This window comes from Lentzea sp. DG1S-22, assembly GCF_036321065.1.
In the GTDB taxonomy this organism is placed as follows: domain Bacteria; phylum Actinomycetota; class Actinomycetes; order Mycobacteriales; family Pseudonocardiaceae; genus Lentzea; species Lentzea jiangxiensis.
In genome coordinates, this window is sequence record NZ_CP143276.1 from 7,701,667 (window position 1) to 7,724,100 (window position 22,434).

Sequence of the window (22,434 nt, forward strand, 5' to 3'; positions counted from 1 at the left end):
CCGGTTCCTCGATCCCGCCCGCACCCGTCGTCGACGAGGTGGTCGGACACCTCCGCCGGGAGACCGAGATCGGCGGCTACCGGGCCGCCGCGGAACGCCGCGACGACCTCGAGGCCGGGTACGGCGTGCTGGCCGAGCTCTTCGGCTGCGAGCCGTCCGAGGTCGCGTTCACCGACAGCGCGACCCGCTCGTGGCTCGCGGCCTTCGACGCCGTGCCGCTCGCGGAGGGCGACCGGATCCTCATCACCGAGGTCGAGTACGGCGGCAACGCCGTGCCGATGCTGCGCCGCGCGCAGGAGACCGGCGCGACGATCGAGGTCATGCCGTCCGACCGGCACGGCCAGGTCGACGTCGAGGCCCTCGACCTCGACGAACGGGTCAAGCTCATCTCGCTCGTGCACGTGCCCACGAACGGCGGCCTGGTCAACCCGGTCGGCGAGATCACCGCGAAGGCCCGTGAGGCCGGCGCGCTGGTGCTGCTCGACGCGTGCCAGTCGACCGGGCAGATCGACCTCCGCGCGGTCGACTACGACATGCTCGTCTGCACCGGGCGCAAGTGGCTGCGCGGGCCCCGCGGCACGGGCGCGCTGGTCGTGCGGGACGAGGTCCGCCGGAGGCTGCGGCCGAGGCTGATCGACCACAGCGCCGCCGAGTGGGTCGCGCCGGACCGCTTCGAGCCGCGTGACGACGCGCGGGTGTTCGAGCTGTGGGAGTTCAGCGTCGCGGACAGGCTGGGGATGATCGCCGCGGCCCGGTACGCGCTGGCCAAGGGCTTGGACGTGATCGAGGCCGAGGTGGGTGACCGCGCCGCGCGCCTGCGGGAGGGCTTGCCGCGATTCCCGGCATCACCGTGCGCGACCTGGGCGAACGGCGGTCCGGCATCGTCACGTTCACCAGTGACGTGGTGTCCGCGGTGGAGCTCAAGGACCGGCTGTGGCGGGAGAACGTCGCCGTGACCGTGTCGCAGCGCGGGTCGACGCTGATCGACATGACCCGGCGGGGCCTGGACGAGGTAGTGCGGGCCTCCCCGCACTACTTCGTCACCCCCGAAGAGGTCGATCAGGCGGTGGAGAGGATCAGCAGGTCTGCCCGATGACCCGCTTCACGCAGTCCGAGTAGCTCATCAGCAGGTCGACGGCGCGGTCGTTGCGGGCGGTCTGCGTCCCGATGACCGTGTCGCGCGGGTAGAAGCCGTTCAGGCCGCTGCCGCTCGCCGGGTACATCTCGAACGTGAAGGCCCAGATCTTGTGCTGGCCCCACATCCAGTCGTCGCTGCTGCCGTCGGTGATGTAGAGGTCGCTCGCCTGCTCCGGCGTGTAGCCGTTGGTGGCGGCCATCTGCCGGCCCAGCGTCTGGAACGCGCGCGCCTCGTCGGCGTTCAGGCCCGTGTCGGTGTCCGCGCGGGTGTAGCCGTACGGCCACAGCACGAGCTCCGAGTACGAGTGGAAGTCGATGAACGTCTTGATCTGCTGCGTGCCCCCGACCACGCGGGAGTTCACGAAGTCGCGGATGCGGGCGGTCTCCGGCGCGGAGAACGGCGCGGTGCCGCGGTAGGTGTCCGACGTGCTGGTGCCGCTGGAGCCGCCGCAGCAGCCCCACTTGTAGCCCCAGTTGCGGTTGAGGTCGGTGCCGTTGCCCTGGCGGTTCTTGCGCCAGCCGCGGAAGGAGCCGGTGGCGATGTCGTACTCGGCGCCGTCCGGGTTCATCATCGGGACGAGCCAGACCTCGCGGCTGTCGACCAGGTTCTTGACCGCCGGGGTGGCGTAGTTGTCGGTGTAGCGCTTGATGATCTGCAGGCACTGCTCGACGGTCAGGTGCTCGCGGGCGTGCTGGCCGCAGACGAACAGCACCTCCGGCTCGCTCTCGTCGGACGCGACGTTGTCGCTGACCTTGAGCGCCCAGATGTCCCGGTTCTGGTAGCTCTTGCCGATGCTGCGCAGGCTCGCCAGGGTGGGGTGGTCGCGGACCGTCTGCTGCAGCTCCGCGGTCATCTCCGCGTAGTTGTGGTAGCCGGTGTAGCCGGACGGGAAGTCCTGGGTGCCGACCTGACCGGGCTGCGGATCCGTGAAGTCGACCTTGCCGAGCTTCTTGAGCTCGGCCTCGAAGTCACCGACGTACCTGATCGGCAGCCCGGTCGCCTGCAGGGCGCGGTACTGGGCCTTGTCGGCGACGACCTGGACCGTGGTGAGCTTCGTCGCTCCGAGCACGTCGACGCCGATCCGCGCGACCTGCGTGCGTTCGGCGGACGTGTTCGCCGTGACCTCCAGCAGGTAGCGGCCGGAGTCGGCGTTGCTGGGTGCCGCCATGCCCGCGACCAGCACGGGCAGGCAGAACCCGAGCACTGCGGCGATCATGCCGCGGCGCTTGGTGAACATGGTTCCTCCATCATCAGCAGGGGTTTGCGACGGAGTGGTGCTCGACCGAGCGTGGCCGGGGCGTCACAGGCTGAGTAGCGCCGATAGCGGGGTGACCGTTGACAGATTTCCGCGGGAACTAGGCTGTAGGACATGCTGAACCGCATCGACCTGCGAGGTCGTACCACGACCCCCGCTCAGTTGCGCGCCGTCGTGCCGCGCGCCGAGGTGGACGTGGACGCGGTGCTGCATCACGTGCGTCCGCTGGTGGACGCGATCGCCGACCGCGGTGTCGAGGCCGCTCTCGAGTACACGGAGAAGTTCGACGGCGTCCGCCCGGCCTCCGTCCGCGTGCCCGTGCCGGAGATCTCGTCCGCTTTGTCCTCGTTGGACCGGGCCGTGCGCGAGGCGCTGGAAGAGGCCATCGAGCGCACCCGCCGCGTGCACTCCGACCAGCGCCGGGTGGAGACGACCACGCAGGTCGTGCCCGGCGGCACCGTCACCGAGAAGTGGGTGCCGGTCGCGCGCGTCGGTCTGTACGCGCCCGGCGGCCTCGCCGTCTACCCGTCCACCGTCGTCATGAACGTCGTCCCCGCGCAGATCGCGGGCGTCGAGTCGCTCGTGGTGTGCTCGCCGCCGCAGGCCGAGTTCGGCGGCCTGCCCCACCCGACGATCCTGGCCGCCGCCGCGCTGCTGGGCGTCGACGAGGTGTGGGCCGTGGGCGGCGCGCAGGCCGTGGCGCTGCTGGCGCACGGCGGCGTGGACACCGACGGGGCCGAGCTGGCCCCGGTCGACATCGTCACCGGCCCCGGCAACATCTACGTGACGGCGGCCAAGCGGCTGCTGCGCGGCCTGATCGGCATCGACTCCGAGGCGGGCCCGACCGAGATCGCGATCCTCGCCGACTCGTCGGCCGACCCGGTGCACGTGGCCGCCGACCTGATCTCCCAGGCCGAGCACGACCCGCTCGCCGCCTCGGTGCTGGTGACGGACTCCGCCGAGCTGGCGGACGCGGTCGACGCCGAGCTGGACCGGCAGGTCGTGGCGACCAAGCACGTCGAGCGCATCCGCACCGCCCTGGGCGGCAAGCAGTCCGGTGTCGTCCTGGTGTCCGACGTGGACGAGGGCGTCCGCGTGGTCGACGCCTACGCCGCCGAGCACCTGGAGATCCAGACGCGCGACGCCCGGTCCGTCGCCGCCCGCGTCCGGTCCGCCGGGGCGATCTTCGTCGGCGCGTACGCGCCGGTGTCGCTGGGCGACTACTGCGCCGGCTCGAACCACGTGCTGCCGACCGGCGGCTGCGCGCGGCACTCGTCGGGGCTGTCCGTGCAGACGTTCCTGCGCGGCATCCACGTCATCGACTACTCCGAGGAAGCACTGCGCGAGGTCGCGGACAAGGTCGTGGCACTCGCCAACGCGGAAGACCTGCCCGCGCACGGGCAGGCCGTCACAGCGAGGTTCTCCCGATGAAGCCAGTCGTCGGCGCGAGGGTGGAGCTGTCCGACCTGCCCCTGCGCGAGGACCTGAGGGGCCGCACGCCCTACGGCGCGCCGCAGCTCGACGTCCCGTACCGCCTGAACACCAACGAGAACCCGTACGCGCCGACGGATGCCCTCGCGGCGGACGTCGTCGCGGCGGTCGCCGAGATCGCCGGAGAGCTGCACCGCTACCCGGACCGCGACGCGGTGGCGTTGCGCGAGGACCTGGCCGCGTACCTGACGGAGGCGACGTCGGTCACGCTGACGTCGGAGAACGTCTGGGCCGCCAACGGCTCGAACGAGATCCTCCAGCAGGTCCTGCAGGCGTTCGGCGGTCCGGGCCGCGTGGCGCTGGGCTTCGAGCCGTCGTACTCGATGCACCCGATCATCGCCGCCGGCACCCGCACCGAGTGGTCGCCGACCCCGCGCCGGCCCGACTTCTCGCTGGACGTGGAGAAGGCGGCCGCGATCATCGCCGAGACCCGCCCGGACGTCGTCTTCGTGACGTCGCCGAACAACCCGACGGGCCAGTCGATCCCGCTCGCGGACCTCCGCCTGCTGATCGCCTCCTCGACCGGCATGATCGTCGTGGACGAGGCGTACGCCGAGTTCTCGCCGCAGGAGAGCGCGATCAAGCTGCTCGACGAGTTCGGCTCGCGCCTGATCGTCTCGCGGACGATGTCGAAGGCCTTCGCGTTCGCGGGCGGCCGCCTCGGCTACCTGGCGGCGGCCCCGGCCGTCGTCGACGCCCTGCAGCTGGTGCGCCTGCCGTACCACCTCTCGCAGCTGACGCAGGCCGCCGCGCGCGCGTCGCTGCGGCACGCCTCGGAGACGCTCGGTTCGGTGGCCCTGCTGGCCGCGGAACGCGACAGGGTCGTGGCCGAGCTGGGCGCGATGGGCTTTCAGGTCGTGCCGTCGGACGCGAACTTCGTGCTGTTCGGCTGGTTCGAGAACGCACGCGAGGTGTGGAAGTCCTATTTGGACCACGGCGTGCTCATCAGGGACGTCGGAATCGCGGGTCACCTGCGGGTGACCATCGGAACGCCCGAGGAGAACGACGCTTTCCTCGCGGCCAGCAAGGAGGTCAGCCGGTGAGTCGTGTCGGCAAGGTGGAGCGCACCACCAAGGAGTCGTCGGTCTACGTCGAGATCGACCTCGACGGCACCGGCAAGGTCGAGATCAGCACCGGAGTGCCGTTCTACGACCACATGCTCACCGCGTTCGGCGTGCACGGCTGCTTCGACCTGATCGTCCGCGCCACCGGTGACGTCGAGATCGACGCCCACCACTCGGTCGAGGACATCGCGATCGTGCTGGGCCAGGCGCTGCGCGAGGCACTGGGGGACAAGAAGGGCATCCGCCGCTTCGGCGACTGCTGGATCCCCATGGACGAAACCCTCGCCCACGCCTCGGTCGACGTCTCGGGCCGCCCGTACACCGTGCACAGGGGCGAACCGGAGCAGTTCAACAGCTTCGTGATCGGCGGCAACTACCCGTTCGTGCTGAACAGGCACGTCTTCGAGTCGCTCGCCTTCCACGCCCAGATCGCACTGCACGTGCGCGTCGAGTACGGCCGCGACCCGCACCACATCGCCGAGGCCGAGTACAAGGCCATCGCCCGCGCCCTGCGCGCGGCCGTGGAGCCCGACCCGCGCGTCGGCGGCATCCCGTCGACCAAGGGCGTTCTCTGATGCCGAAGGAAGTCGTCGTCATCGGCCTGCTGGCCCTCGCGGGCTTCCTGGCCGGTGGCGTCTACACCACGTGGAAGACCGCCAGGGTCATGGCGGTCGTCCTGCTGGTGCTGGCGCTGGTGGCGGTGGGCGGCGCCGTTCTCTGGCTGCTCTAGCCCCTGCGGGCGAGGACCCAGTGGAACGTCGCCGGGTCCGGCTCGTGCATGGTCACGAGGTCGTCGACGACGATCTCCAGGTGCTCGGTGAGCAGCTCCCGGTTCCTCTCGGGGGTGTTGCTGCCGAAGAACATCTCCACGCCGAGCCACGTCTCGGTGACGTCGGGCGTGCCCACGCCCAGCGAGGCCAGGAAGAGGCCGCCGGGCTTCAGCCACCGCGCGATCCCCGCGAAGAGCGCGGGTTGCTCGGCGCGGGGCACGTGGAGGATCGAGTAGAACGCCGCGACGCCGTCGAACTCGCCGTCCGGGAAGTCGAGCGCCGTCATGTCGGCCTTCTCGAACCGTGCTCCCGGCACGTTCGCGCGCGCCAGTTCGACCTGCCGCGCCGACAGGTCGACGCCGAGGACGTCGTGCCGTTCCGCGAGCTTCCGGCTGCACGGGACGCCCGCCCCGCAGCCGAGCTCGAGCACCTTCGCACCCTCGGGCAGCCGGCGGTCGAACTCCGCGAGGTAGTGCGAGCGCGGGTCGTCGGCGATCTGCGCGGACCACGCGAGGTACCGCTGCGCGATGGCGTCGTAGCCGTTCTCGACGGTCCGCTTCACGACGTCGCCAGGTAGCTCGCCGGTACGTGCTGGGTGAGCCACACCCCGTTGGCGCTGAGCCGGAACTCGTGCCCGTCCTCGTGCATCGCCTTGGCGTCGACCGTCAGCACCAGCGGCCGCCCGTGCCGCGCGCCGACCCTTCGCGCGGTCTCGCGGTCGGGGGAGAGGTGCACGTCGTGGCGCGACATGGGGCGCAGGCCGTCGCGCAGGATGTCGTCGAGGTGCTGCGCGACCGTGCCGTGGAACAGCTGGTCCGGCGGCGTCGCCGCCGGCAGGCCGAGGTCCACCTCGACGCTGTGGCCCTGGTTCGCGCGGATGCGGTCGCCCGCGACCGTGAAGCGGTTCTTGTCGTTGCGTGCCACGACCTCGAGCATCTCGGCCTCGGAGATGCCGAGCGCGGCCAGGAGGTCGGCCACCGGGACCCAGCCCGCGGGGTCGAGGGTCAGGCCGACGCGCTCGGGCTTGTGCCGGAGCGCCTTGGACATCCGCTTCGAGAGGCGGATCATTCTTTCGTCTTCCATTTCGCCCCCAGGAAACCACAGCGCGTCCATCGATTTTGCGATTTCATGGCCGGGTGTGGCGCGAGCGGCGGGTGACCGGTGAGACCGAGATCTTCGTGGCGTGGCGGGAGGGGCGGCAGGACCGGGCGTTGCTCGCGATCCACGGCGGCCCCGACTGGGACCACAGCTACCTCCGCGACCCGCTGTCGGAGCTCGCCTGCCGGCTGCTCCTGCCCGACCTGCGCGGATGTGGCCGTTCGGGACGAGTGAGCGAGTACCACCCCGACGGCGTGGTGGACGACCTCGTGCGCGTGCTGGACTCGTTCGGCGTCGAGCGCGCGGACGTGCTGGGGCACTCGTACGGCGGCATGGTCGCGCAGCGGTTCGCGATCACCCACCCGTCCCGCGTGCGGAGCCTGGTCGTGTCGGGCAGCAGCATGCTGCCGGTACCGCCGGACGCGTTCGAGGGCTGGGCGGAGCGCGACGCGCTGCTCGCCGGCCGGGAGGACCCCTGGCAGCGCCAGGATCCGACACCGGACGACGTCAAGGCCGAGGCAGTCGCGGCGGCACCGGTGAACATCTGGCGCGCCGAGGCGATGCCGGGCTACCTGCGGCGGCTGGAGGCCGTCCGGTTCGGCGTCGAGTGGGTGCGGCAGCTGCAGGCCGGCACCCTCGTCACACCCCGGCTCCCCGATGCGGCGCAACGGATCGCGGAGCTCGACATCCCCGTGCTCCTGCTGCACGGCCGCTATGACATGACGTTCCCCGTGAGCCTCGTGGAGCCGACGCTGGAGCTGATCCCGCGGGCACGCGCCGTCGTGCTGGAGGCAGGCCACATGCTGCACGTCGACGACCCCGAGGGGTACCTGCGCGCACTGCGGGAGTTCCTAGGCGGTGCCACCCTCGAGGGCGGGCTTGAGCTTGGGGGCACCCGGCCCGTGTGAGGCCTGCTCGTCGTCGATGTTCTGCAGCGCGCAGCTGCGCAGCGACAGGCAACCGCAGCCGATGCAGCCGGTGAGCCGGTCGCGCAGGCGGTACAGGGCGTCGATGCGCGCGTCCAGCTCGGCGCGCCACGCGCGGGAGAGGCGTTCCCAGTCGGACTTCGTCGGCGTGCGGTTGTCCGGCAGCTGGGCCAGCGCGTCGCGGATGTCCTCCAGGGTGAGACCCACGCGTTGGGCGGTGCGGATGAAAGCCAGGCGGCGCAACACCGAGCGCAGGTAGCGGCGTTGGTTGCCCGCGGTGCGCACGGAGGTGATCAGGCCCCGCTCCTCGTAGAACCGCAGGGCCGTGTGGGGCACGCCGCTGCGTTCGGCGACCTGCCCGATGGTCAGCATTTCCGGCAACTTGCTCACCGGATCATGGTAACCGCTTGACCTCCAGCATAGTCGAGGTTGAACAGTTGGTGCCATGCAACGGATACCGGAGCTCTTCGCGAGGATGACCGGGGACGAGAAGCACGAGTGGGCGGCGGCTTCCACGATCGACGTGCTCTGGGTCCTCTACGACAAGGTCCTCAACGTCACGCCCGCCACGGCCGACGACCCTGACCGCGACCGGTTCCTGCTCTCCAAGGGGCACGGTCCGATGGCCTACTACGCCGTCCTGGCGGAGAAGGGCTTCCTCGACGAGTCCACTTTGGACGACTGGACCTCGTGGGACAGCCCGCTCGGCCAGCACCCCGACCGCGTGCTCGTACCCGGCGCCGAGATCAGCAGCGGCTCGCTCGGCCACGGCTTGCCGATCGCGGTCGGCACGGCGATCGGACAGCGGATCGGCGGAAGCCGCGGGCGTACGTTCGTGCTGGTCGGCGACGGTGAGCTGGACGAGGGCAGCAACCACGAGGCGATCGCCGTGGCCGCGCGGCTGCGCGTCGCGAACCTCACCGCGATCGTCGTCGACAACCAGTCCGCGATGTACGGCTGGCCCGGCGGCATCGCCCGGCGCTTCGCCGTCGAGGGCTGGCAGACCGCCGAGGTGGACGGCCGCGACCACGAGGCCCTCCTCACCGCACTGACCGCTCCGCACGACCGCCCGCACGCGGTCGTGGCCAAGATCGAGAAGGGCCACTGATGACGACCATGCGCCAGGCGTTCGTCAAGACCGTCAACGACGAGATCGCCACCGACCCGCGCATCGCCGTGGTGACCGCGGTGATCTCCAGCAACGAGTTCCCGCAGGAGCACGAACGCGTCGTCGACGTCGGGATCCGCGAGCAGACCATGGTGGGCGTCGCGAGCGGCCTGGCGCTCACAGGCCTGCGACCGGTCGTCCACAGCTACGCGCCGTTCCTCGTCGAACGGCCGTACGAGCAGATCAAGCTCGACATCGGGCACCAGGACGTCGGTGCCGTGTTCGTCAGCATCGGCGCGTCCTACGACGACCCGGTGTGGGGCCGCACGCACCAGTCGCCGGGCGACGTCGCGTTGTTCGACACGCTGCCCGGCTGGACGGTGCACGTGCCCGGACACCCGGACGAGGTCACACCCCTGCTGCGGCAGGCGCTGAAGGACGACAACCGCGTGTACGTCAGGCTTTCGCTGCACGAGAACAGCCGGGCGTACCCGGTCGGCCGGGGCTTCACCGCGCTGCGCCACGGCAAGCGCGGCGTCGTGCTCGCCGTCGGGCCGATGCTCGACCGGGTCCTCGAGGCGGTCGACTCCGAGAACGCCGACGTCACGGTGCTGTACGCGGCCACGGTCCGACCGTTCGACTCGGACGGACTGCGCGCCGCCGTGCAGGACACGGACCACGCCGACGTGATGGTCGTGGAGCCGTACCTCGAGGGAACGTCATCCCATCTGGTATCCGAGGCGCTGCAACAAATCCCGCACCGCATTCGTTCTACAGGTGTCAAACGACACGCTGAACTCCGCAACTACGGCACGGCCGAGGACCACGACGCCGCGCACGACCTCGACGTGGTGGGGCTGGGCAGCGCTGTGCGGAGTTTCTTCAGGGGGTGAAGGAACATGTTCGCAGTCATGGGGGATGACTGGACCGGCGCGCCTTCCCGCGCCGCATAGGGGAAGCGAGGCGCGATCGGGCGGTGCGCCCGATCGCGCACCGCTGTTCGCACGACTGTCCGTTCCGGAACGCGACGACGGTGGCATGTCTCCACGAGCCCCCGAACCGGACCAGGAATGATGTTGTGCGTGAGAATGCTGATCTGGACCCCGTTGAACGCCGCCGAGCTGCAGAAGGCCATGCACGGCGGCAACGTGGGACCCGCGGCGCTCGTCCCGGTGCAGACCGGCACGGTGCTGCTGCCTCCGCCTGCCACCAGGCTCAACGAGGCCGCGTACATGACGAGCAGGGTGCGCAGGATCGGGGGCGGCGCCGCGCTGGCCGTGTGGAACGACGAGGCCGCGTTGCTCTACCTGTTCACCACGACGCTCGGCCGCGCCTCGATGTGGGGTTCGCGCGAGGCGGTGCTGCGGTTGTCGGCGCAGGCGAAGCAGTCGGGCCCGGCCGGGAGGTTCTTCGACCGCGCGACCGCGGGCATGATCGACCTGCGCGAGAAGGAGAGGTGGCAGCTCGACGCCATCGACAAGCTCACCGCGCTGCACCCGGCCGCCGGCCGCCGGGCTCCGCTCGAACGCATCCGCGACTTCACCAACGCCGAGGCGGCGATCCCGGACTTCTTCCGCGCCGCGGGCCTGCAGGAGGTCGCGCAGGTGGCCGAGCTCACCGAGGAGGGCCGGGCGGACTTCATGCTGCAGGCCCTGGAGCCGCCGCGCGCGCAGATGTGGCCGTCCGCGCTCATCTTCCCGTTGCTCGTGGTGGCGGCGCTGGCGACGGTCCTGCTCCAGCTCCCGGCGGTCGTGTACTACCTCATCGGCGCGCTTCTGCTCGTGGTGATGTGCACGCTGATGGTGGCGCTCAGGCGGCAGCTCGTGCGCAAGAAGCCCATCAACACCGTGTTGCCGGTCATACCGGTTACGCAGGGTGCGGTGCCGACCGACTAACCTGGACGTCGTGGCACGTGTCGTCGTACTTGACTATGGCTCCGGCAACCTGCGCTCGGCCGAGCGCGCGCTTCAGCGTGTCGGCGCCCATGTCGAGGTGACGTCCGACCCGCGCGCCGCCCGTGAGGCGGACGGCCTGGTCGTGCCCGGCGTCGGCGCGTACGCGGCGTGCATGGAGGGCCTGAACTCGGTGCGGGGCGCCCGGATCATCGGCGAGCGCCTCGCCGGCGGCCGTCCGGTGCTCGGCATCTGCGTGGGCATGCAGATCCTGTTCGAGCGCGGCATCGAGCACGGCGTGCTGACCGAGGGCTGCGGCGAGTGGCCCGGCACCGTCGAACGGCTCGAAGCGCCGGTCGTGCCGCACATGGGCTGGAACACGGTCCGCGCGCCGGAGGACTCGCAGCTCTTCGCGGGCCTCGACAAGGACACCCGGTTCTACTTCGTGCACTCCTACGGCGTGCGCCGCTGGGAGCTGGAGGCGGCAGACCACATCAAGGCGCCGCTCGTGACGTGGGCCGACCACTCGGGCGACGAGTTCGTCGCCGCCGTCGAGAACGGACCGCTCTGGGCGACGCAGTTCCACCCGGAGAAGTCCGGTGACGCCGGGGCGCACCTGCTGCGGAACTGGCTGTCCACCCTGGCGTGACGCCCCCGTGCGCAGTCGGCGCAGACGCCAGGAGCACTTGGCGGAGCCCGTGCCGCGGGACGCTAGGCTGCTCAGGTGACGTTCACACTCCTCCCCGCTGTTGACGTGGCCGACGGTCGTGCCGTCCGGCTCGTGCAGGGCGAAGCCGGTACCGAGACGAACTACGGCGAGCCGCTCGACGCGGCCCTGCAGTGGCAGCGCGACGGAGCGGAGTGGATCCATCTCGTCGACCTCGACGCGGCGTTCGGCCGCGGCTCGAACCGCGAGCTCATCGCGCGCGTCGTCGGCGAGCTGGACGTGAAGGTGGAGCTGTCCGGCGGCATCCGCGACGACGCCTCGCTGGAGGCCGCGCTCGGCACCGGCTGCGCCCGCGTCAACCTCGGCACGGCCGCGCTGGAAGACCCGGAGTGGTGCGCGAAGGCGATCGCCGCGTACGGCGAGAAGATCGCCGTGGGCCTCGACGTCCGCATCACCGAGCAGGGTCACCGGGTCAAGGGCCGCGGCTGGACGTCGGACGGCGGCGACCTCTGGGAGGTCCTCGACCGCCTCGACCGCGACGGCTGCTCCCGCTACGTCGTCACGGACGTCTCGAAGGACGGCACGCTCACCGGCCCGAACCTGGACCTGCTCAGCGAGGTCTGCGCCCGCACCGACGCCCCGGTGATCGCCTCCGGCGGCGTGTCCACCGTGGACGACCTGGTGGCGCTGGCGAAGCTGTCGCGCGACGGCGTCGAGGGCTCCATCATCGGCAAGGCCCTCTACGCCGGCGCCTTCACGCTCCCGGAAGCACTGGCCGCGGTCCGCTGACCACGGACTCGATGTGAGCGGCCGCGGCCGCGTGCGTCACACCGGTGTTGTGCAGCACGTCGGCCGCGGTCCCGCCTTCCTCGAGCAGCACGCCGAGCAGGATGTGCTCGGTGCCGATGAACATGTGGCCCATCCGCAGCGCCTCGCGCACGGCCAGTTCGAGGGCCTTCTTGCAGTGCGCCGTGTACGGCTGCTTCTCCGGCCGTTGCTTGGCCTCGGTGTCGAGCCGGTTGAGGGTGGCGATGCGCGTGCTGCCGTCACCCGACTCCAGCTTCGCGATGGTCTTCGCCGCGAGCCCGCCCGACTCGTCCAGCAACCCGAGCAGCAGGTGCTCGGTGCCGATCCGCTCGCTGAACCGCGCGTGGTGCCTCGCGAGCGCGATCACCCGCCGCGAACGCTGCGTGTAGCGCTCCATGGTGGGCTTGCCGAGGTCCGGTGACTCCCTGGGCACGAACCGCTTCTGCGCGGCCTGCTTCGTGACGCCGAGGCTCTCGCCGATCTCGGCCCAGCTCGCCCCGCCGCGCCTCGCCTCGTCCACGAAGTGACCGATCAGGTGATCGCCCAGCTCGTTCAGCTGACCGCTCGTCTCCACTGCTCTCGCCAGGCGCACGAGAGCGTCGTCGGCCTCCCGGGCGACGGTGACGATGAGGTCGGTCAACTGGATCATGCGTCAACTTTAGGTTGACGTCGAGTGGTGGGTCAACCTGGGGTTGACGGACTGGCGCGCTCAATCAATGTCGATTCTGCGGTCCACGTCGACTCAAGGTGGACGGCCTGATCAACGTCGATCCGCCTGGATCCATGTGTGCTGATGACAACGTTGTCATCAGCATCGACCCAGCGCCAAGCGTTTGCGAAGAGGTGGACACGACACAACATGACACGCTTGGTCCGCATCGACTCTGCCATCCATGTCAACCCATGTCAACCGATGTCGATCCATGTCGACGGCCATCCCGTCCACGTTGATGCGCTTGGTCCACATTGACGACTCCATCAACGTGGACGGTTCTCGACAATGTCGACCAGTTGCCCTCCATGCCGATCAGAGGCGTCAACATCGTCTCCACGTCGATGTCACCGAATCAACGTCGACCCGCTGAGATCAACGTTGACGGTCCACCCCGCGTCAGGACGCCGCCGTGATCCGGATGCCGATCGAGCCGGTCCGTCCGCGCCGCAGCTTGCTGCCGAACACGGTCATCCACCCGAACACCCCGTACTTCTTCGAGATGCGGGACCGCACGTCGTCGCTACCGGTGTCGTCCAGCAGGGACGCGTGCGCCTTGATCGACGGCCCCTTGGGGTTGCCGCGAACGTCGCACGGCCCGACCTCGACGTCACCGCTGCGCCGGATCCGCTTGACCTTGCCGGTGTCCACGGCGCTCCACGCGTAGATCACCTCGTCGCTCTCGCCCGGCACGACCCAGACCGGTGTGGGTACCGGGGTGCCGTTCTTGCGGAACGTCGTCAGCAGCAGGTACTTGCCCTCGCCCAGTTCCCGGATCATGGCCGCGCAGCGTAGTCCGAGACGGCGGCTTGTAGGCTTTCCCGCATGTCAGTCGCGGTCCGTGTCATCCCCTGTCTCGACGTCGACCGGGGCCGGGTGGTGAAGGGCGTCAACTTCACGAACCTCGTCGACGCGGGCGATCCGGTCGAGCTCGCGAGGGCGTACGACGCCGAGGGCGCCGACGAGCTCACGTTCCTCGACGTGACGGCGAGCAGCGGCGACCGGGAGACGACGTTCGACGTGGTCCGCCGCACCGCCGAGCAGGTGTTCATCCCCCTCACGGTCGGTGGCGGCGTGCGCAGCCCCGAGGACGTCAACAAGCTGCTGCGCGCCGGCGCGGACAAGGTCAGCCTCAACACCGCGGCCATCGCGCGACCCGAGCTGCTCAAGGAGTGCTCGGAGCGCTACGGCGCCCAGTGCATCGTGCTGTCGGTCGACGCGCGGCGCGTGCCCGGCGGCACCGGGTTCGAGGTCACCACCCACGGCGGGCGCAACGGCACCGGCATCGACGCCGTGCAGTGGGCCGCGAAGGGTCAGGAGCTGGGCGTCGGTGAGATCCTGCTGAACTCGATGGACGCCGACGGCACCAAGGCCGGGTTCGACCTCGAGCTGATCGAGCTGGTGCGGCGCGAGGTCGACGTCCCGCTGATCGCGAGCGGTGGCGCGGGCGCGGTCGACCACTTCGCGCCGGCCGTCGCCGCGGGTGCGGACGCCGTGCTGGCGGCCAGCGTGTTCCACTTCGGCCAGCTGCGCATCGGCGAGGTCAAGGACGGCCTGCGCCAGGCGGGCGTCGTGGTGCGGTGAAGCCCGTCGAGGTGCGGGTGGCCTCGGCGGTCGGGTTCGGCGGCGGCCTGGTGTTCTTCGTGGTCGGGCTGGTCCTGTGGCGCTCGACCGGCGACGCGGACGTGCTGAAGCTGCCGTCGTTCATCGCGGCCGTCGAGCTGCCGGTCGCGGCGGCGTTGCTGCTCAGGCTGCGGCTGATGCACTACCCGGCGATGCTCGTGTTCGTCCTCGTCGCGTTGCTGCACCTCGTCATCGTGCTCGCCGACGGACCGGCGTGGGCTCGCGTCGCGTCCGGCGTGCTGTCCGCTGTGCACATCTACGGCGTGGTCCTGCTGAACACCGGACCGGCTCGTGAACACCTGGGAGGATCCCGTTGAGCAGCCCGCTCGATCCCGCCGTCTCCGCGAGGCTCAAGCGCACCCCGGACGGCCTGGTGTGCGCGGTCGCGCAGCAACGCGGCACCGGTGAGGTGCTGATGGTGGCGTGGATGGACGACGAGGCGTTGCACCGCACCCTCACCACCCGCCGCGCGACGTACTACTCGCGCAGCCGCCAGCAGCTGTGGGTGAAGGGCGAGACTTCGGGCCACACGCAGTACGTGCACGAGGTCCGGCTGGACTGCGACGGCGACACGCTGCTGCTGACCGTCGACCAGGTCGGTGCCGCCTGCCACACGGGTGACAGGACGTGCTTCGACGCCACGGTTCTCCTAGCGGACGTGTGACGCACGGCGCACTGATCCTGATGAGTCTTCATGGCTGACATCACGGTCCACGTCGAGGCGTAGGGCGAGAACCTGGCGCAGGGCAGCGCGGAGCTGCTCGAACTCCTGACCACAGCCGCCCGCCCCGTCACCGGGTCCGCACCGGACGGCGCGAAGTCCGCCGGTCTGGCGATCGGCGAGCTGGTCGTGACGGGTGTGCTGTCCGCTGCGTCCGTGCGCGCCGCTTCGTCGGTCCTGTCGTCATGGCTGCAAGGACACGCGAAGCGCAAGGTGACCCTGAAGTCCGGCGACGACGAGATCGTCATCGACGGTCCGCTGACGCGCGCTCAGCAGGAACTGGTCGAGAAGTGGCTGCGTGAACGCGGATGAGCCGGCACGCGCTGCTCGTCGCGGTCGGTGACTACGAAGATCCTCGCCTCAACGCCCTGCGTGCGCCGAAGCAGGACGTCACGCGCCTGGCCGCCGTGCTGGAAGACCCGGCGGTCGGCGGCTTCGACTCGGTGCGGGTCGTGGCCGACGCGCCCGACCACGAGATCCGCAAGGCGCTCGAGGACACGCTCGCCGAACGCGACGCGGACGACCTCGTGTCTGTCTACTTCTCCTGCCACGGCGTCAAAACACCGCAGCAGCGACTGTACTTCGCCGCCACCAACACGCGGCAGGACCGTCCGCGGGCACGGCCGTGGCGCGCACCCTCGTCAACGAGCTGTTCGAGGGTTGCCCCGTGCCGCGGGCCGGATCCTGTTGCTGGACTGCTGTTTCAGCGGCGGGTACGGCAAGGGCATCAAGGCTTCCACCGGAGGTTCGGTGCTCGACGACCGCAGCGGCGAGGGCTACGTCGTGCTGACGGCGTCGAACGCCTTCGAGTACGCGTTCGAGGAGGAAGGGCTTTCCCTTGGGGCGCCACGGGCCTCCGTCTTCACCGACGTGCTGCTGGAGGGGTTGTCGAGCGGTGCCGCCGACCTGAACGGCGACGGCTGGATCGACGCCCAGGAGCTGTTCGGCTACCACGCGATCCCGAGGTGTTCCGCCAGATCGCCTGGGCGGTGGAGGGGAAGGTGCTGCCCGCCGACCGGCTCCAGCAGGCCGAACCGGCCGAGCTGGGGCCAAGTGCGCAGGGCGTCGGTCGGCGAGTGCGAGACCGTCGTCGTGGCCCACGGCTACCACCCCGTGTGGACCCCTTCGGTGGTAGCCGTGCTCACGGTCGGGGTGCTGGGCGAGACCGCGTTGGCCGAGCGGCGCCGGCGGCTGGAGCGGGCGGTGCTCATGGTGCGCCTCGCGGCCGGCGACGGCGTGGTTCTCGGCGGGGGTGACGCCCTGGCAGGCGCCGCCGACGTGCTCGACGGGTCCAATCCCGCGCACGCGGCCCTGGCTGACGCGTTGCGGGAGCCACGGCGCCGGATCGCGCTCAACGCGGGCTTCGACCCGTCCGCCGCGGTCGAGCCGGTGTTCCGCGCGGTCGGGGTGCTGAGCACAGCGGTCGGCCTCGCCGTGCAGGCGGCGCAGCGGTTCCTGCTGCTCGGTCAGCCGAGGTCGCCGGTCAGGTAGCGCTGCAGGTTCGGGGCGATGGCCTTGACGACGGTCTCCACGTCGGCCGACGCCAGCGGCTCGAACCGCACGACGTAGCGGACGATGCCCAGCCCGACCATCTGCGTCGCGCACAGGGTGGCGCGCAGCTCGCTCTGCTCGACGCCGATCTCCGCGAGCACGCTCCTGAAGATGGCGTTGACCAGGAACTGCTTCAGCGCGCCCGCCACCTCCGGCTGGCTCGTGACGCTGCGGATCAGGGCGGCGAACGTGCCGCCGCCGGTCGCGTCCCACACCGTCACGAACGTGCGGATGATGCGCTCGCCCGCCTGCTCCACCGGCCCGTCGAGCAGGCGCTTGAGGACCTCGGCCGGGTCGAACGGCAGCTGCAGCACGGACTGGGCGAACAGGCCCTCCTTGCCGCCGAACCAGTGGTTGACCATCGCGGCGTCGACGCCCGCCTTCGCGGCGATCGCGCGTACGGTGGCACCGTCGTAGCCCTTCTCGACGAAGACCTCGCGGGCCGCGGCGACGAGCGCGGCCCTGGTGTCCTCGCCCGCGGCGCGGCGGCCTCGCCTTTTCTGGTTCACTTGCTCCACACGGGCCATATTTCAACAGATGTTGAATTTATGCAACAATCGTCCCATGGTGAGCGTCATCGGGGCTGTGGCCGCTGCTGGTCTGGGGGCCGTGAGCCCCACGCGTGAGGAGTTCCGCGAGCTGGCGGTCAACCGCCGGGTCATCCCGGTGGTGCGCAAGCTCCTCGCGGACGCCGAGACGCCGGTCGGCCTGTACCGCAAGCTCGGGGCCGACCAGCCCGGCACGTTCCTGTTCGAATCGGCCGAGAACGGACGCTCGTGGTCGCGCTGGTCGTTCATCGGCGTGCGGTCGTCCGCGGCGCTGACGGCGACCGGTGGTGACGCGTTCTGGACGGGCACGCGACCGGTCGGCCTGCCCGACGGCGGCGACCCCATGCAGGTCCTGCGCGAGACCGTCGAGGTGCTGCGCACGGACCCGCTGCCCGGCATGCCCCCGCTGACCGGCGGCATGGTCGGCTACATCGGCTACGACGCGGTGCGCCGCCTCGAACGGCTGCCCGTCATCGCCGAGGACGACCTGAAGCTGCCCGAGATGGTCATGCTGCTGGCGACCGACCTCGCCGCGCTCGACCACCACGAGGGCACCGTCACGCTCATCGCGAACGCGATCAACTGGGACGACTCCGCCGAGCGGGTCGACGCCGCGTACGACGACGCGGTGCGCCGCCTCGACGAGATGACGACGGCCCTGCACACGCCCGCGCCGCCGACCGCGGCCGTGTTCTCGCGGCCCAAGCCCGAGTTCCGGCGCCGCCGGACGCAGGCGGAGCACTTCGCGGCCGTCGAGAAGGCCAAGGAGGCCATCCGCGCGGGCGAGGCGTTCCAGGTCGTGGTGTCGCAGCGGTTCGAGATCGACACCGACGCCGACGCGCTCGACATCTACCGGGTGCTGCGGGCGACCAACCCGAGCCCGTACATGTACCTGCTGCGCCTCGAGGGGTTCGACATCGTCGGGTCCAGCCCCGAGTCCCTGGTGACGGTGCGCGACGGCAAGGCGACCACTCACCCGATCGCGGGCACTCGCTGGCGCAGCGAGGACCCCGAAGAAGACGCCCTGCTGGAGAAGGACCTCCTCGCCGACCACAAGGAACGCGCCGAGCACCTGATGCTCGTCGACCTCGGCCGCAACGACCTGGGCCGCGTCTGCAAGCCGGGCTCCGTGCACGTCGTCGACTTCTTCAAGGTCGAGCGGTACAGCCACGTCATGCACATCGTGTCGACCGTCACCGGTGAGCTGGCCGAGGGCAAGACCGCCTACGACGCGGTCGCGGCCTGCTTCCCGGCCGGCACGCTGTCCGGTGCGCCGAAGCCGCGCGCGATGGAGCTCATCGAGGAGCTGGAACCCACCCGCCGCGGTCTCTACGGCGGCGTCGTGGGCTACTTCGACTTCGCCGGCGACGCGGACACGGCCATCGCGATCCGCACCGCCCTGGTGCGCGACGGGGTGGCGTACGTGCAGGCGGGCGGCGGCATCGTGGCCGACTCCGACCCGCGGGCCGAGGACAACGAGTGCCTGAACAAGGCGGGCGCGGTGCTGGCCGCGATCGCCACCGCGCAGACGATGGCCCCCGCCGTTGAACGGTAGCCGTCCACTGTGGATCGCCGCGCTCCTGCTCGTGGGCGCGGCGGGTGCCTTCTGGGGTGCGGGCTCGGTGCCGATCGCGCTGCTGAGCCTCGCCTCCGTCGCGGCGGTCGTCGCCCTGAGCGGGGTGGCGCGCCGCGTTCTCGGTGCGCTGCTCGTCGTCGTGGGTCTGGTCGCGGGGTTCTCCGGCCACTGGCTGGCCGTCGTCGGAGGCGTGCTCCTGGCGGGTTCCGGTGTGCTCCAGGTGGCTCTGGGGAGTCGTATGCCGAAGATCGGGGTGGGCGGGCAGAAGGCTCGCGCGCACGACCCGGAGACGGACATGTGGCGGGCGCTGGAGCGCGGGGACGATCCGACCGACGATAAGCCCCGCGGCGGACCATCCTCGAACGAGTGAAGATCATCCATTGACGTTCGCGCATGTGACACGTGCACAGCCCTGGTTAGCTGCGTGGACACCGAACCCCCGGTGGCGGAGGCGTTACTCCGGCGGGGTTAGCATCCCCATAGCGGGAAGGGGAGCAAGACTGTGACGGTTCTCGAGTCGATCCTCGAAGGTGTGCGTGAGGACCTCGCCGCTCGCGAGGCCCGGTTGCCCTTCGACGTCGTCAAGGAGCGCGCGGCCAAGACCGCCCCGCCGCTCGACGTGCTGTCGGTGCTGCGCGGGCCGAACGTGGGCGTGATCGCCGAGGTCAAGCGCCGCAGCCCCTCCAAGGGCGCGCTGGCGGAGATCCCGGAACCCGCCGAGCTCGCGTCCGCGTACGAGGCGGGCGGAGCGTCGGTGATCAGCGTGCTGACCGAGCAGCGCCGCTTCGGCGGGTCGCTGGCGGACTTCGACGCGGTGCGCCGGGCGGTGAAGATCCCGCTGCTGCGCAAGGACTTCATCGTGTCGCCGTACCAGGTCCACGAGGCGCGCATGCACGGCGCCGACCTGGTGCTGCTGATCGTGGCCGCGCTGGAGCAGAACGCCCTGGTGTCGCTGCTCGACCGGGTCGAGTCGCTCGGCATGACGGCGCTGGTCGAGGTGCACACGGCCGAGGAGGCCGACCGGGCTCTCGAAGCCGGGTCGGCGGTCATCGGCGTGAACGCGCGCAACCTCCACACGCTGGAGGTGGACAAGGACGTTTTCGGCAGGATCGCGCCGGGACTACCCTTCGAGACGATCAAGATCGCCGAGTCGGGGGTCACCGGGCCCGGCGACCTGATGTCGTACGCCGGCGCGGGTGCTGACGCGGTGCTCGTCGGCGAAAGCCTGGTGACCAGCGGAGACCCCAAGGCCGCCGTGAACAAGCTCGTGACCGCGGGCTCACACCCCGCGTGCCCCCGGCCGAGCCGATGAGGACCGGTCGACAACAGCGTTAGAGGAGTTACCCGATGGGCCAGTTCACGCCCACACCGCACGATCCCGACGCACGCGGCCACTTCGGCCCGTGGGGTGGCCGGTTCGTCCCGGAGGCCCTGATCGCGGCGGTGGACGAGCTGGCCGCCGAGTACGACAAGGCCCGCCTGGACCCGGAGTTCGTGAACGAGTTCCAGCGGCTGCTGAAGGACTTCGCGGGCCGCCCGTCCCTGCTGACCGAGGCCCCGAAGTTCGCGGAGCACGCCGGCACGCGGGTCTTCCTCAAGCGCGAGGACCTCAACCACACCGGCTCGCACAAGATCAACAACGTGCTCGGCCAGGCGTTGCTGGCCAAGCGCATGGGCAAGAAGCGCGTGATCGCCGAGACCGGCGCCGGCCAGCACGGCGTGGCGACGGCGACGGCGTGCGCGCTCCTCGGGCTCGACTGCGTCGTCTACATGGGCGAGGTCGACACCGAGCGGCAAGCGCTCAACGTCGCGCGCATGCGCCTGCTGGGCGCCGAGGTCATCCCGGTGAAGTCCGGCTCGCGCACGCTGAAGGACGCGATCAACGAGGCGTTGCGCGACTGGGTCACCAACGTCGACGAGACGCACTACCTGCTCGGCACGGCCGCGGGCCCGCACCCGTTCCCCCTGCTCGTGCGCGACTTCCACCGCGTCATCGGCATCGAGGCGCGCGAGCAGATCCTCGAGAAGGCAGGCCGGCTGCCCGACGCCGTCGTCGCCTGCGTCGGTGGCGGCTCGAACGCCATCGGCATCTTCCACGGCTTCATCGACGACGCCGACGTGCGCCTGGTCGGTGTCGAGCCCGGTGGCTCCGGCCTCGACAGCGGCAGCCACGGCGCCACGCTGACGGCCGGCACGCCCGGCTCGCTGCACGGCGCGATGTCGTACGTCATGCAGGACGAGGACGGCCAGATCACCGAGGCGCACTCGATCTCCGCCGGTCTCGACTACCCCGGTGTCGGCCCGGAGCACTCGCACCTCAAGGACATCGGCCGCGCCGAGTACTTCCCCGTCACCGACGCCGAGGCGATGGAGGCGTTCGCGCTGCTCTCCCGCACCGAGGGCATCATCCCGGCGATCGAGTCCTCGCACGCGCTCGCGGGCGCGCTGAAGCTCGGGCCGTCGCTCGGGCCGGACGGGCTGCTGGTCGTGAACCTCTCCGGGCGTGGTGACAAGGACATGGACACGGCCGTGAAGTACTTCGGCCTCGTTGACGGGGGACAGGCCTGATGTCGTTGTCCGACGTGTTCTCCACCGCGCGCGCCGAGTCGCGTGCCGCGCTGATCGGCTACCTGCCCGCGGGCTACCCGACGGTCGACGGGTCCAAGGACCACCTCCGTTCGATGATCGAGTCTGGCTGTGACCTGGTCGAGGTCGGCCTGCCGTTCTCCGACCCGGTGATGGACGGCCCGACGATCCAGGCCGCCGCCGAGCAGGCGCTGTCCGCGGGCTTCCGAGTGCGCGACCTGTTCGACGTGGTGTCCGCCGTCTCCGACGCCGGCGGGCGTGCGGTCGTGATGACGTACTGGAACCCCGTGCTGCGCTACGGCGTGGACGCGTTCGCGCGCGACCTGGCCGCCGCCGGTGGCCTCGGCATCATCACGCCCGACCTCGTCCCGGACGAGGCCGACGACTGGATGGCCGCGTCCGAGGCGCACGGCCTCGACCGGATCTTCCTGGTGGCACCGTCGTCGACCGAGGAGCGCGTCGCGATGACGGCCCGCGCCTCATCCGGCTTCCTGTACGCCACCGCGGTCATGGGCGTCACCGGTGCTCGTGACGTCGTGTCGTCCGCTGCTCCCGAGCTCGTCGGCCGCGTCCGCGAGCACACGTCGCTGCCCGTCGGCGTCGGGCTCGGCGTGCGGTCCGGTGCGCAGGCGGCGGAGATCGCCGGGTTCGCGGACGGGGTGATCGTGGGGTCGGCGTTCGTGTCGGCCGTGGCCGAGGGCGAGACGGCTGTGCGTGCGCTGGCCGCTGATCTGGCCAAGGGCGTGCGGTCGGCGGCTGCGACCGTCTGAACCTCCTCTCTCTTCGCGAAGCCGCTCGGTTCTCCGGAACCGGGCGGCTTCGTCGTGTTCGGCGCGGATGTCGGACCTGCCTCCTTCCGGAGTCCTTGGTGTTCCGCCATGAGCATGACACGGATTCGAAC

Annotated in this window: 27 protein-coding genes and 2 pseudogenes; 22 read left to right on the forward strand and 7 right to left on the reverse strand. The window is 70.6% G+C overall.

Going from position 1 to position 22,434, the window contains the following annotated elements; translation table 11 throughout:
* Positions 1-38 precede the first annotated feature (38 nt).
* A pseudogene (locus tag V1227_RS36670) lies at positions 39-1,096 on the forward strand (aminotransferase class V-fold PLP-dependent enzyme).
* On the opposite strand, the gene V1227_RS36675 reads toward V1227_RS36670, so the two are convergent.
* On the reverse strand, positions 1,077-2,375 hold the full coding sequence (locus V1227_RS36675; RefSeq protein ID WP_329789723.1) for a M14 family metallopeptidase: 1,299 nt from the start codon (positions 2,373-2,375) through the stop codon (positions 1,077-1,079). The pseudogene V1227_RS36670 and the gene V1227_RS36675 overlap by 20 nt on opposite strands.
* A 132-nt stretch (positions 2,376-2,507) precedes the next feature.
* Between V1227_RS36675 and hisD the strand changes: the two genes are divergently transcribed.
* From hisD to V1227_RS36695, 4 genes are read left to right on the forward strand one after another with little or no spacing between them, the layout of a single operon-like run.
* Positions 2,508-3,824, forward strand: a complete 1,317-nt coding sequence (hisD, locus tag V1227_RS36680; RefSeq protein ID WP_329789724.1) for a histidinol dehydrogenase — start codon at positions 2,508-2,510, stop codon at positions 3,822-3,824.
* Positions 3,821-4,927 carry a histidinol-phosphate transaminase gene (locus V1227_RS36685; RefSeq protein WP_329789725.1) on the forward strand — a complete coding sequence of 369 codons (1,107 nt, stop codon included), beginning with the start codon at positions 3,821-3,823 and terminating at the stop codon, positions 4,925-4,927. The genes hisD and V1227_RS36685 overlap by 4 nt, the downstream gene beginning before the upstream one ends.
* On the forward strand, positions 4,924-5,523 hold the full coding sequence (gene hisB / locus V1227_RS36690; protein WP_329789726.1) for an imidazoleglycerol-phosphate dehydratase HisB: 600 nt from the start codon (positions 4,924-4,926) through the stop codon (positions 5,521-5,523). The genes V1227_RS36685 and hisB overlap by 4 nt, the downstream gene beginning before the upstream one ends.
* Positions 5,523-5,678, forward strand: a complete 156-nt coding sequence (locus V1227_RS36695) for a hypothetical protein (RefSeq protein WP_236218320.1) — start codon at positions 5,523-5,525, stop codon at positions 5,676-5,678. The genes hisB and V1227_RS36695 overlap by 1 nt, the downstream gene beginning before the upstream one ends.
* Here the strand turns inward: V1227_RS36695 and V1227_RS36700 are convergent.
* The gene (locus V1227_RS36700) at positions 5,675-6,280 is read right to left on the reverse strand and encodes a class I SAM-dependent methyltransferase (RefSeq protein ID WP_329789727.1); all 606 of its coding nucleotides are present in this window, start codon (positions 6,278-6,280) and stop codon (positions 5,675-5,677) included. The two genes, V1227_RS36695 and V1227_RS36700, sit on opposite strands and share 4 nt — an antisense overlap.
* On the reverse strand, positions 6,277-6,801 hold the full coding sequence (locus V1227_RS36705) for an RNA 2'-phosphotransferase (protein ID WP_329789728.1): 525 nt from the start codon (positions 6,799-6,801) through the stop codon (positions 6,277-6,279). Before V1227_RS36705 ends, V1227_RS36700 begins: the two co-directional genes overlap by 4 nt.
* Positions 6,802-6,872: 71 nt before the next feature.
* On the opposite strand from V1227_RS36705, the gene V1227_RS36710 reads away from it, so the two are divergent.
* On the forward strand, positions 6,873-7,724 hold the full coding sequence (locus V1227_RS36710; protein ID WP_329789729.1) for an alpha/beta fold hydrolase: 852 nt from the start codon (positions 6,873-6,875) through the stop codon (positions 7,722-7,724).
* Here the strand turns inward: V1227_RS36710 and soxR are convergent.
* Entirely contained in the window at positions 7,668-8,114 is a 447-nt protein-coding gene (gene soxR / locus V1227_RS36715; RefSeq protein WP_442916563.1) for a redox-sensitive transcriptional activator SoxR, read from the reverse strand. The genes V1227_RS36710 and soxR overlap by 57 nt on opposite strands.
* Before the next feature lie 73 nt (positions 8,115-8,187).
* Here soxR and V1227_RS36720 point away from each other — a divergent pair, with 73 nt between their 5' ends.
* From V1227_RS36720 to priA, 5 genes are all read left to right on the forward strand, one after another.
* Positions 8,188-8,850, forward strand: a complete 663-nt coding sequence (locus V1227_RS36720) for a thiamine pyrophosphate-dependent enzyme (RefSeq protein ID WP_329789731.1) — start codon at positions 8,188-8,190, stop codon at positions 8,848-8,850.
* On the forward strand, positions 8,850-9,743 hold the full coding sequence (locus V1227_RS36725; protein ID WP_329789732.1) for a transketolase family protein: 894 nt from the start codon (positions 8,850-8,852) through the stop codon (positions 9,741-9,743). Before V1227_RS36720 ends, V1227_RS36725 begins: the two co-directional genes overlap by 1 nt.
* A gap of 189 nt (positions 9,744-9,932) precedes the next feature.
* On the forward strand, positions 9,933-10,745 hold the full coding sequence (locus tag V1227_RS36730; RefSeq protein WP_329789733.1) for a hypothetical protein: 813 nt from the start codon (positions 9,933-9,935) through the stop codon (positions 10,743-10,745).
* 10 nt (positions 10,746-10,755) lie between these two features.
* A complete protein-coding gene (gene hisH / locus V1227_RS36735) occupies positions 10,756-11,391 on the forward strand; it encodes an imidazole glycerol phosphate synthase subunit HisH (RefSeq protein WP_236218306.1) in 636 nt (211 codons plus the stop codon).
* Positions 11,392-11,466: 75 nt separating this feature from the next.
* Positions 11,467-12,198, forward strand: coding sequence for a bifunctional 1-(5-phosphoribosyl)-5-((5-phosphoribosylamino)methylideneamino)imidazole-4-carboxamide isomerase/phosphoribosylanthranilate isomerase PriA (gene priA, locus V1227_RS36740; protein ID WP_090095667.1), 732 nt, complete (start codon positions 11,467-11,469; stop codon positions 12,196-12,198).
* Here the strand turns inward: priA and V1227_RS36745 are convergent.
* Together V1227_RS36745 and V1227_RS36750 are read right to left on the reverse strand one after the other, a co-directional pair.
* A complete protein-coding gene (locus V1227_RS36745; RefSeq protein WP_329789734.1) occupies positions 12,164-12,865 on the reverse strand; it encodes a Clp protease N-terminal domain-containing protein in 702 nt (233 codons plus the stop codon). The genes priA and V1227_RS36745 overlap by 35 nt on opposite strands.
* 462 nt (positions 12,866-13,327) lie before the next feature.
* Positions 13,328-13,708: a PPOX class F420-dependent oxidoreductase gene (locus V1227_RS36750; protein WP_329789735.1), complete on the reverse strand. Its 381-nt coding sequence runs from the start codon at positions 13,706-13,708 to the stop codon at positions 13,328-13,330.
* A 45-nt stretch (positions 13,709-13,753) separates the two neighbouring features.
* Between V1227_RS36750 and hisF the strand changes: the two genes are divergently transcribed.
* From hisF to V1227_RS36775, 6 genes and pseudogenes are all read left to right on the forward strand, one after another.
* Positions 13,754-14,512, forward strand: a complete 759-nt coding sequence (hisF, locus tag V1227_RS36755; protein WP_090095669.1) for an imidazole glycerol phosphate synthase subunit HisF — start codon at positions 13,754-13,756, stop codon at positions 14,510-14,512.
* Entirely contained in the window at positions 14,509-14,868 is a 360-nt protein-coding gene (locus V1227_RS36760) for a hypothetical protein (protein WP_329789736.1), read from the forward strand. The genes hisF and V1227_RS36760 overlap by 4 nt, the downstream gene beginning before the upstream one ends.
* The gene (gene hisI, locus V1227_RS36765; protein ID WP_329789737.1) at positions 14,865-15,215 is read left to right on the forward strand and encodes a phosphoribosyl-AMP cyclohydrolase; all 351 of its coding nucleotides are present in this window, start codon (positions 14,865-14,867) and stop codon (positions 15,213-15,215) included. The genes V1227_RS36760 and hisI overlap by 4 nt, the downstream gene beginning before the upstream one ends.
* A gap of 186 nt (positions 15,216-15,401) precedes the next feature.
* The gene (locus V1227_RS36770; RefSeq protein WP_329789738.1) at positions 15,402-15,584 is read left to right on the forward strand and encodes a hypothetical protein; all 183 of its coding nucleotides are present in this window, start codon (positions 15,402-15,404) and stop codon (positions 15,582-15,584) included.
* A pseudogene (locus tag V1227_RS40775) lies at positions 15,581-15,841 on the forward strand (caspase family protein); the annotation flags it as partial. The gene V1227_RS36770 and the pseudogene V1227_RS40775, both read left to right, overlap by 4 nt.
* A 91-nt stretch (positions 15,842-15,932) precedes the next feature.
* A complete protein-coding gene (locus tag V1227_RS36775; protein WP_329789739.1) occupies positions 15,933-16,763 on the forward strand; it encodes a hypothetical protein in 831 nt (276 codons plus the stop codon).
* On the opposite strand, the gene V1227_RS36780 is transcribed toward V1227_RS36775, so the two are convergent.
* Positions 16,739-17,332 carry a TetR/AcrR family transcriptional regulator gene (locus V1227_RS36780; RefSeq protein WP_442916411.1) on the reverse strand — a complete coding sequence of 198 codons (594 nt, stop codon included), beginning with the start codon at positions 17,330-17,332 and terminating at the stop codon, positions 16,739-16,741. The genes V1227_RS36775 and V1227_RS36780 overlap by 25 nt on opposite strands.
* A gap of 55 nt (positions 17,333-17,387) precedes the next feature.
* On the opposite strand from V1227_RS36780, the gene V1227_RS36785 reads away from it, so the two are divergent.
* From V1227_RS36785 to trpA, 5 genes are all read left to right on the forward strand, one after another.
* The gene (locus V1227_RS36785; RefSeq protein ID WP_236218292.1) at positions 17,388-18,926 is read left to right on the forward strand and encodes an anthranilate synthase component I; all 1,539 of its coding nucleotides are present in this window, start codon (positions 17,388-17,390) and stop codon (positions 18,924-18,926) included.
* Complete coding sequence (locus tag V1227_RS36790) at positions 18,916-19,317, forward strand: Trp biosynthesis-associated membrane protein (protein WP_329789741.1); 402 nt, start codon at positions 18,916-18,918, stop codon at positions 19,315-19,317. The genes V1227_RS36785 and V1227_RS36790 overlap by 11 nt, the downstream gene beginning before the upstream one ends.
* A 132-nt stretch (positions 19,318-19,449) precedes the next feature.
* Positions 19,450-20,259, forward strand: coding sequence for an indole-3-glycerol phosphate synthase TrpC (gene trpC / locus V1227_RS36795; protein ID WP_329789742.1), 810 nt, complete (start codon positions 19,450-19,452; stop codon positions 20,257-20,259).
* 35 nt (positions 20,260-20,294) lie between these two features.
* Positions 20,295-21,515, forward strand: coding sequence for a tryptophan synthase subunit beta (gene trpB, locus V1227_RS36800; RefSeq protein WP_329789743.1), 1,221 nt, complete (start codon positions 20,295-20,297; stop codon positions 21,513-21,515).
* Positions 21,515-22,303: a tryptophan synthase subunit alpha gene (gene trpA / locus V1227_RS36805; RefSeq protein WP_090095679.1), complete on the forward strand. Its 789-nt coding sequence runs from the start codon at positions 21,515-21,517 to the stop codon at positions 22,301-22,303. Before trpB ends, trpA begins: the two co-directional genes overlap by 1 nt.
* The last annotated feature ends 131 nt before the right edge of the window (positions 22,304-22,434 follow it).

Excerpts from the sequence above, each read along its gene's own strand:
- V1227_RS36675 (WP_329789723.1), bottom strand. The coding sequence starts at position 2,375 with ATGTTCACCAAGCGCCGCGGCATGATCGCCGCAGTGCTCGGGTTCTGC.
- hisD (WP_329789724.1), top strand. The coding sequence starts at position 2,508 with ATGCTGAACCGCATCGACCTGCGAGGTCGTACCACGACCCCCGCTCAG.
- V1227_RS36685 (WP_329789725.1), top strand. The coding sequence starts at position 3,821 with ATGAAGCCAGTCGTCGGCGCGAGGGTGGAGCTGTCCGACCTGCCCCTG.
- V1227_RS36695 (WP_236218320.1), top strand. The coding sequence starts at position 5,523 with ATGCCGAAGGAAGTCGTCGTCATCGGCCTGCTGGCCCTCGCGGGCTTC.
- V1227_RS36705 (WP_329789728.1), bottom strand. The coding sequence starts at position 6,801 with ATGGAAGACGAAAGAATGATCCGCCTCTCGAAGCGGATGTCCAAGGCG.
- soxR (WP_442916563.1), bottom strand. The coding sequence starts at position 8,114 with ATGCTGACCATCGGGCAGGTCGCCGAACGCAGCGGCGTGCCCCACACG.
- V1227_RS36720 (WP_329789731.1), top strand. The coding sequence starts at position 8,188 with ATGCAACGGATACCGGAGCTCTTCGCGAGGATGACCGGGGACGAGAAG.
- V1227_RS36725 (WP_329789732.1), top strand. The coding sequence starts at position 8,850 with ATGACGACCATGCGCCAGGCGTTCGTCAAGACCGTCAACGACGAGATC.
- V1227_RS36745 (WP_329789734.1), bottom strand. The coding sequence starts at position 12,865 with ATGATCCAGTTGACCGACCTCATCGTCACCGTCGCCCGGGAGGCCGAC.
- V1227_RS36750 (WP_329789735.1), bottom strand. The coding sequence starts at position 13,708 with ATGATCCGGGAACTGGGCGAGGGCAAGTACCTGCTGCTGACGACGTTC.
- hisF (WP_090095669.1), top strand. The coding sequence starts at position 13,754 with ATGTCAGTCGCGGTCCGTGTCATCCCCTGTCTCGACGTCGACCGGGGC.
- V1227_RS36785 (WP_236218292.1), top strand. The coding sequence starts at position 17,388 with ATGGTGAGCGTCATCGGGGCTGTGGCCGCTGCTGGTCTGGGGGCCGTG.
- trpB (WP_329789743.1), top strand. The coding sequence starts at position 20,295 with ATGGGCCAGTTCACGCCCACACCGCACGATCCCGACGCACGCGGCCAC.
- trpA (WP_090095679.1), top strand. The coding sequence starts at position 21,515 with ATGTCGTTGTCCGACGTGTTCTCCACCGCGCGCGCCGAGTCGCGTGCC.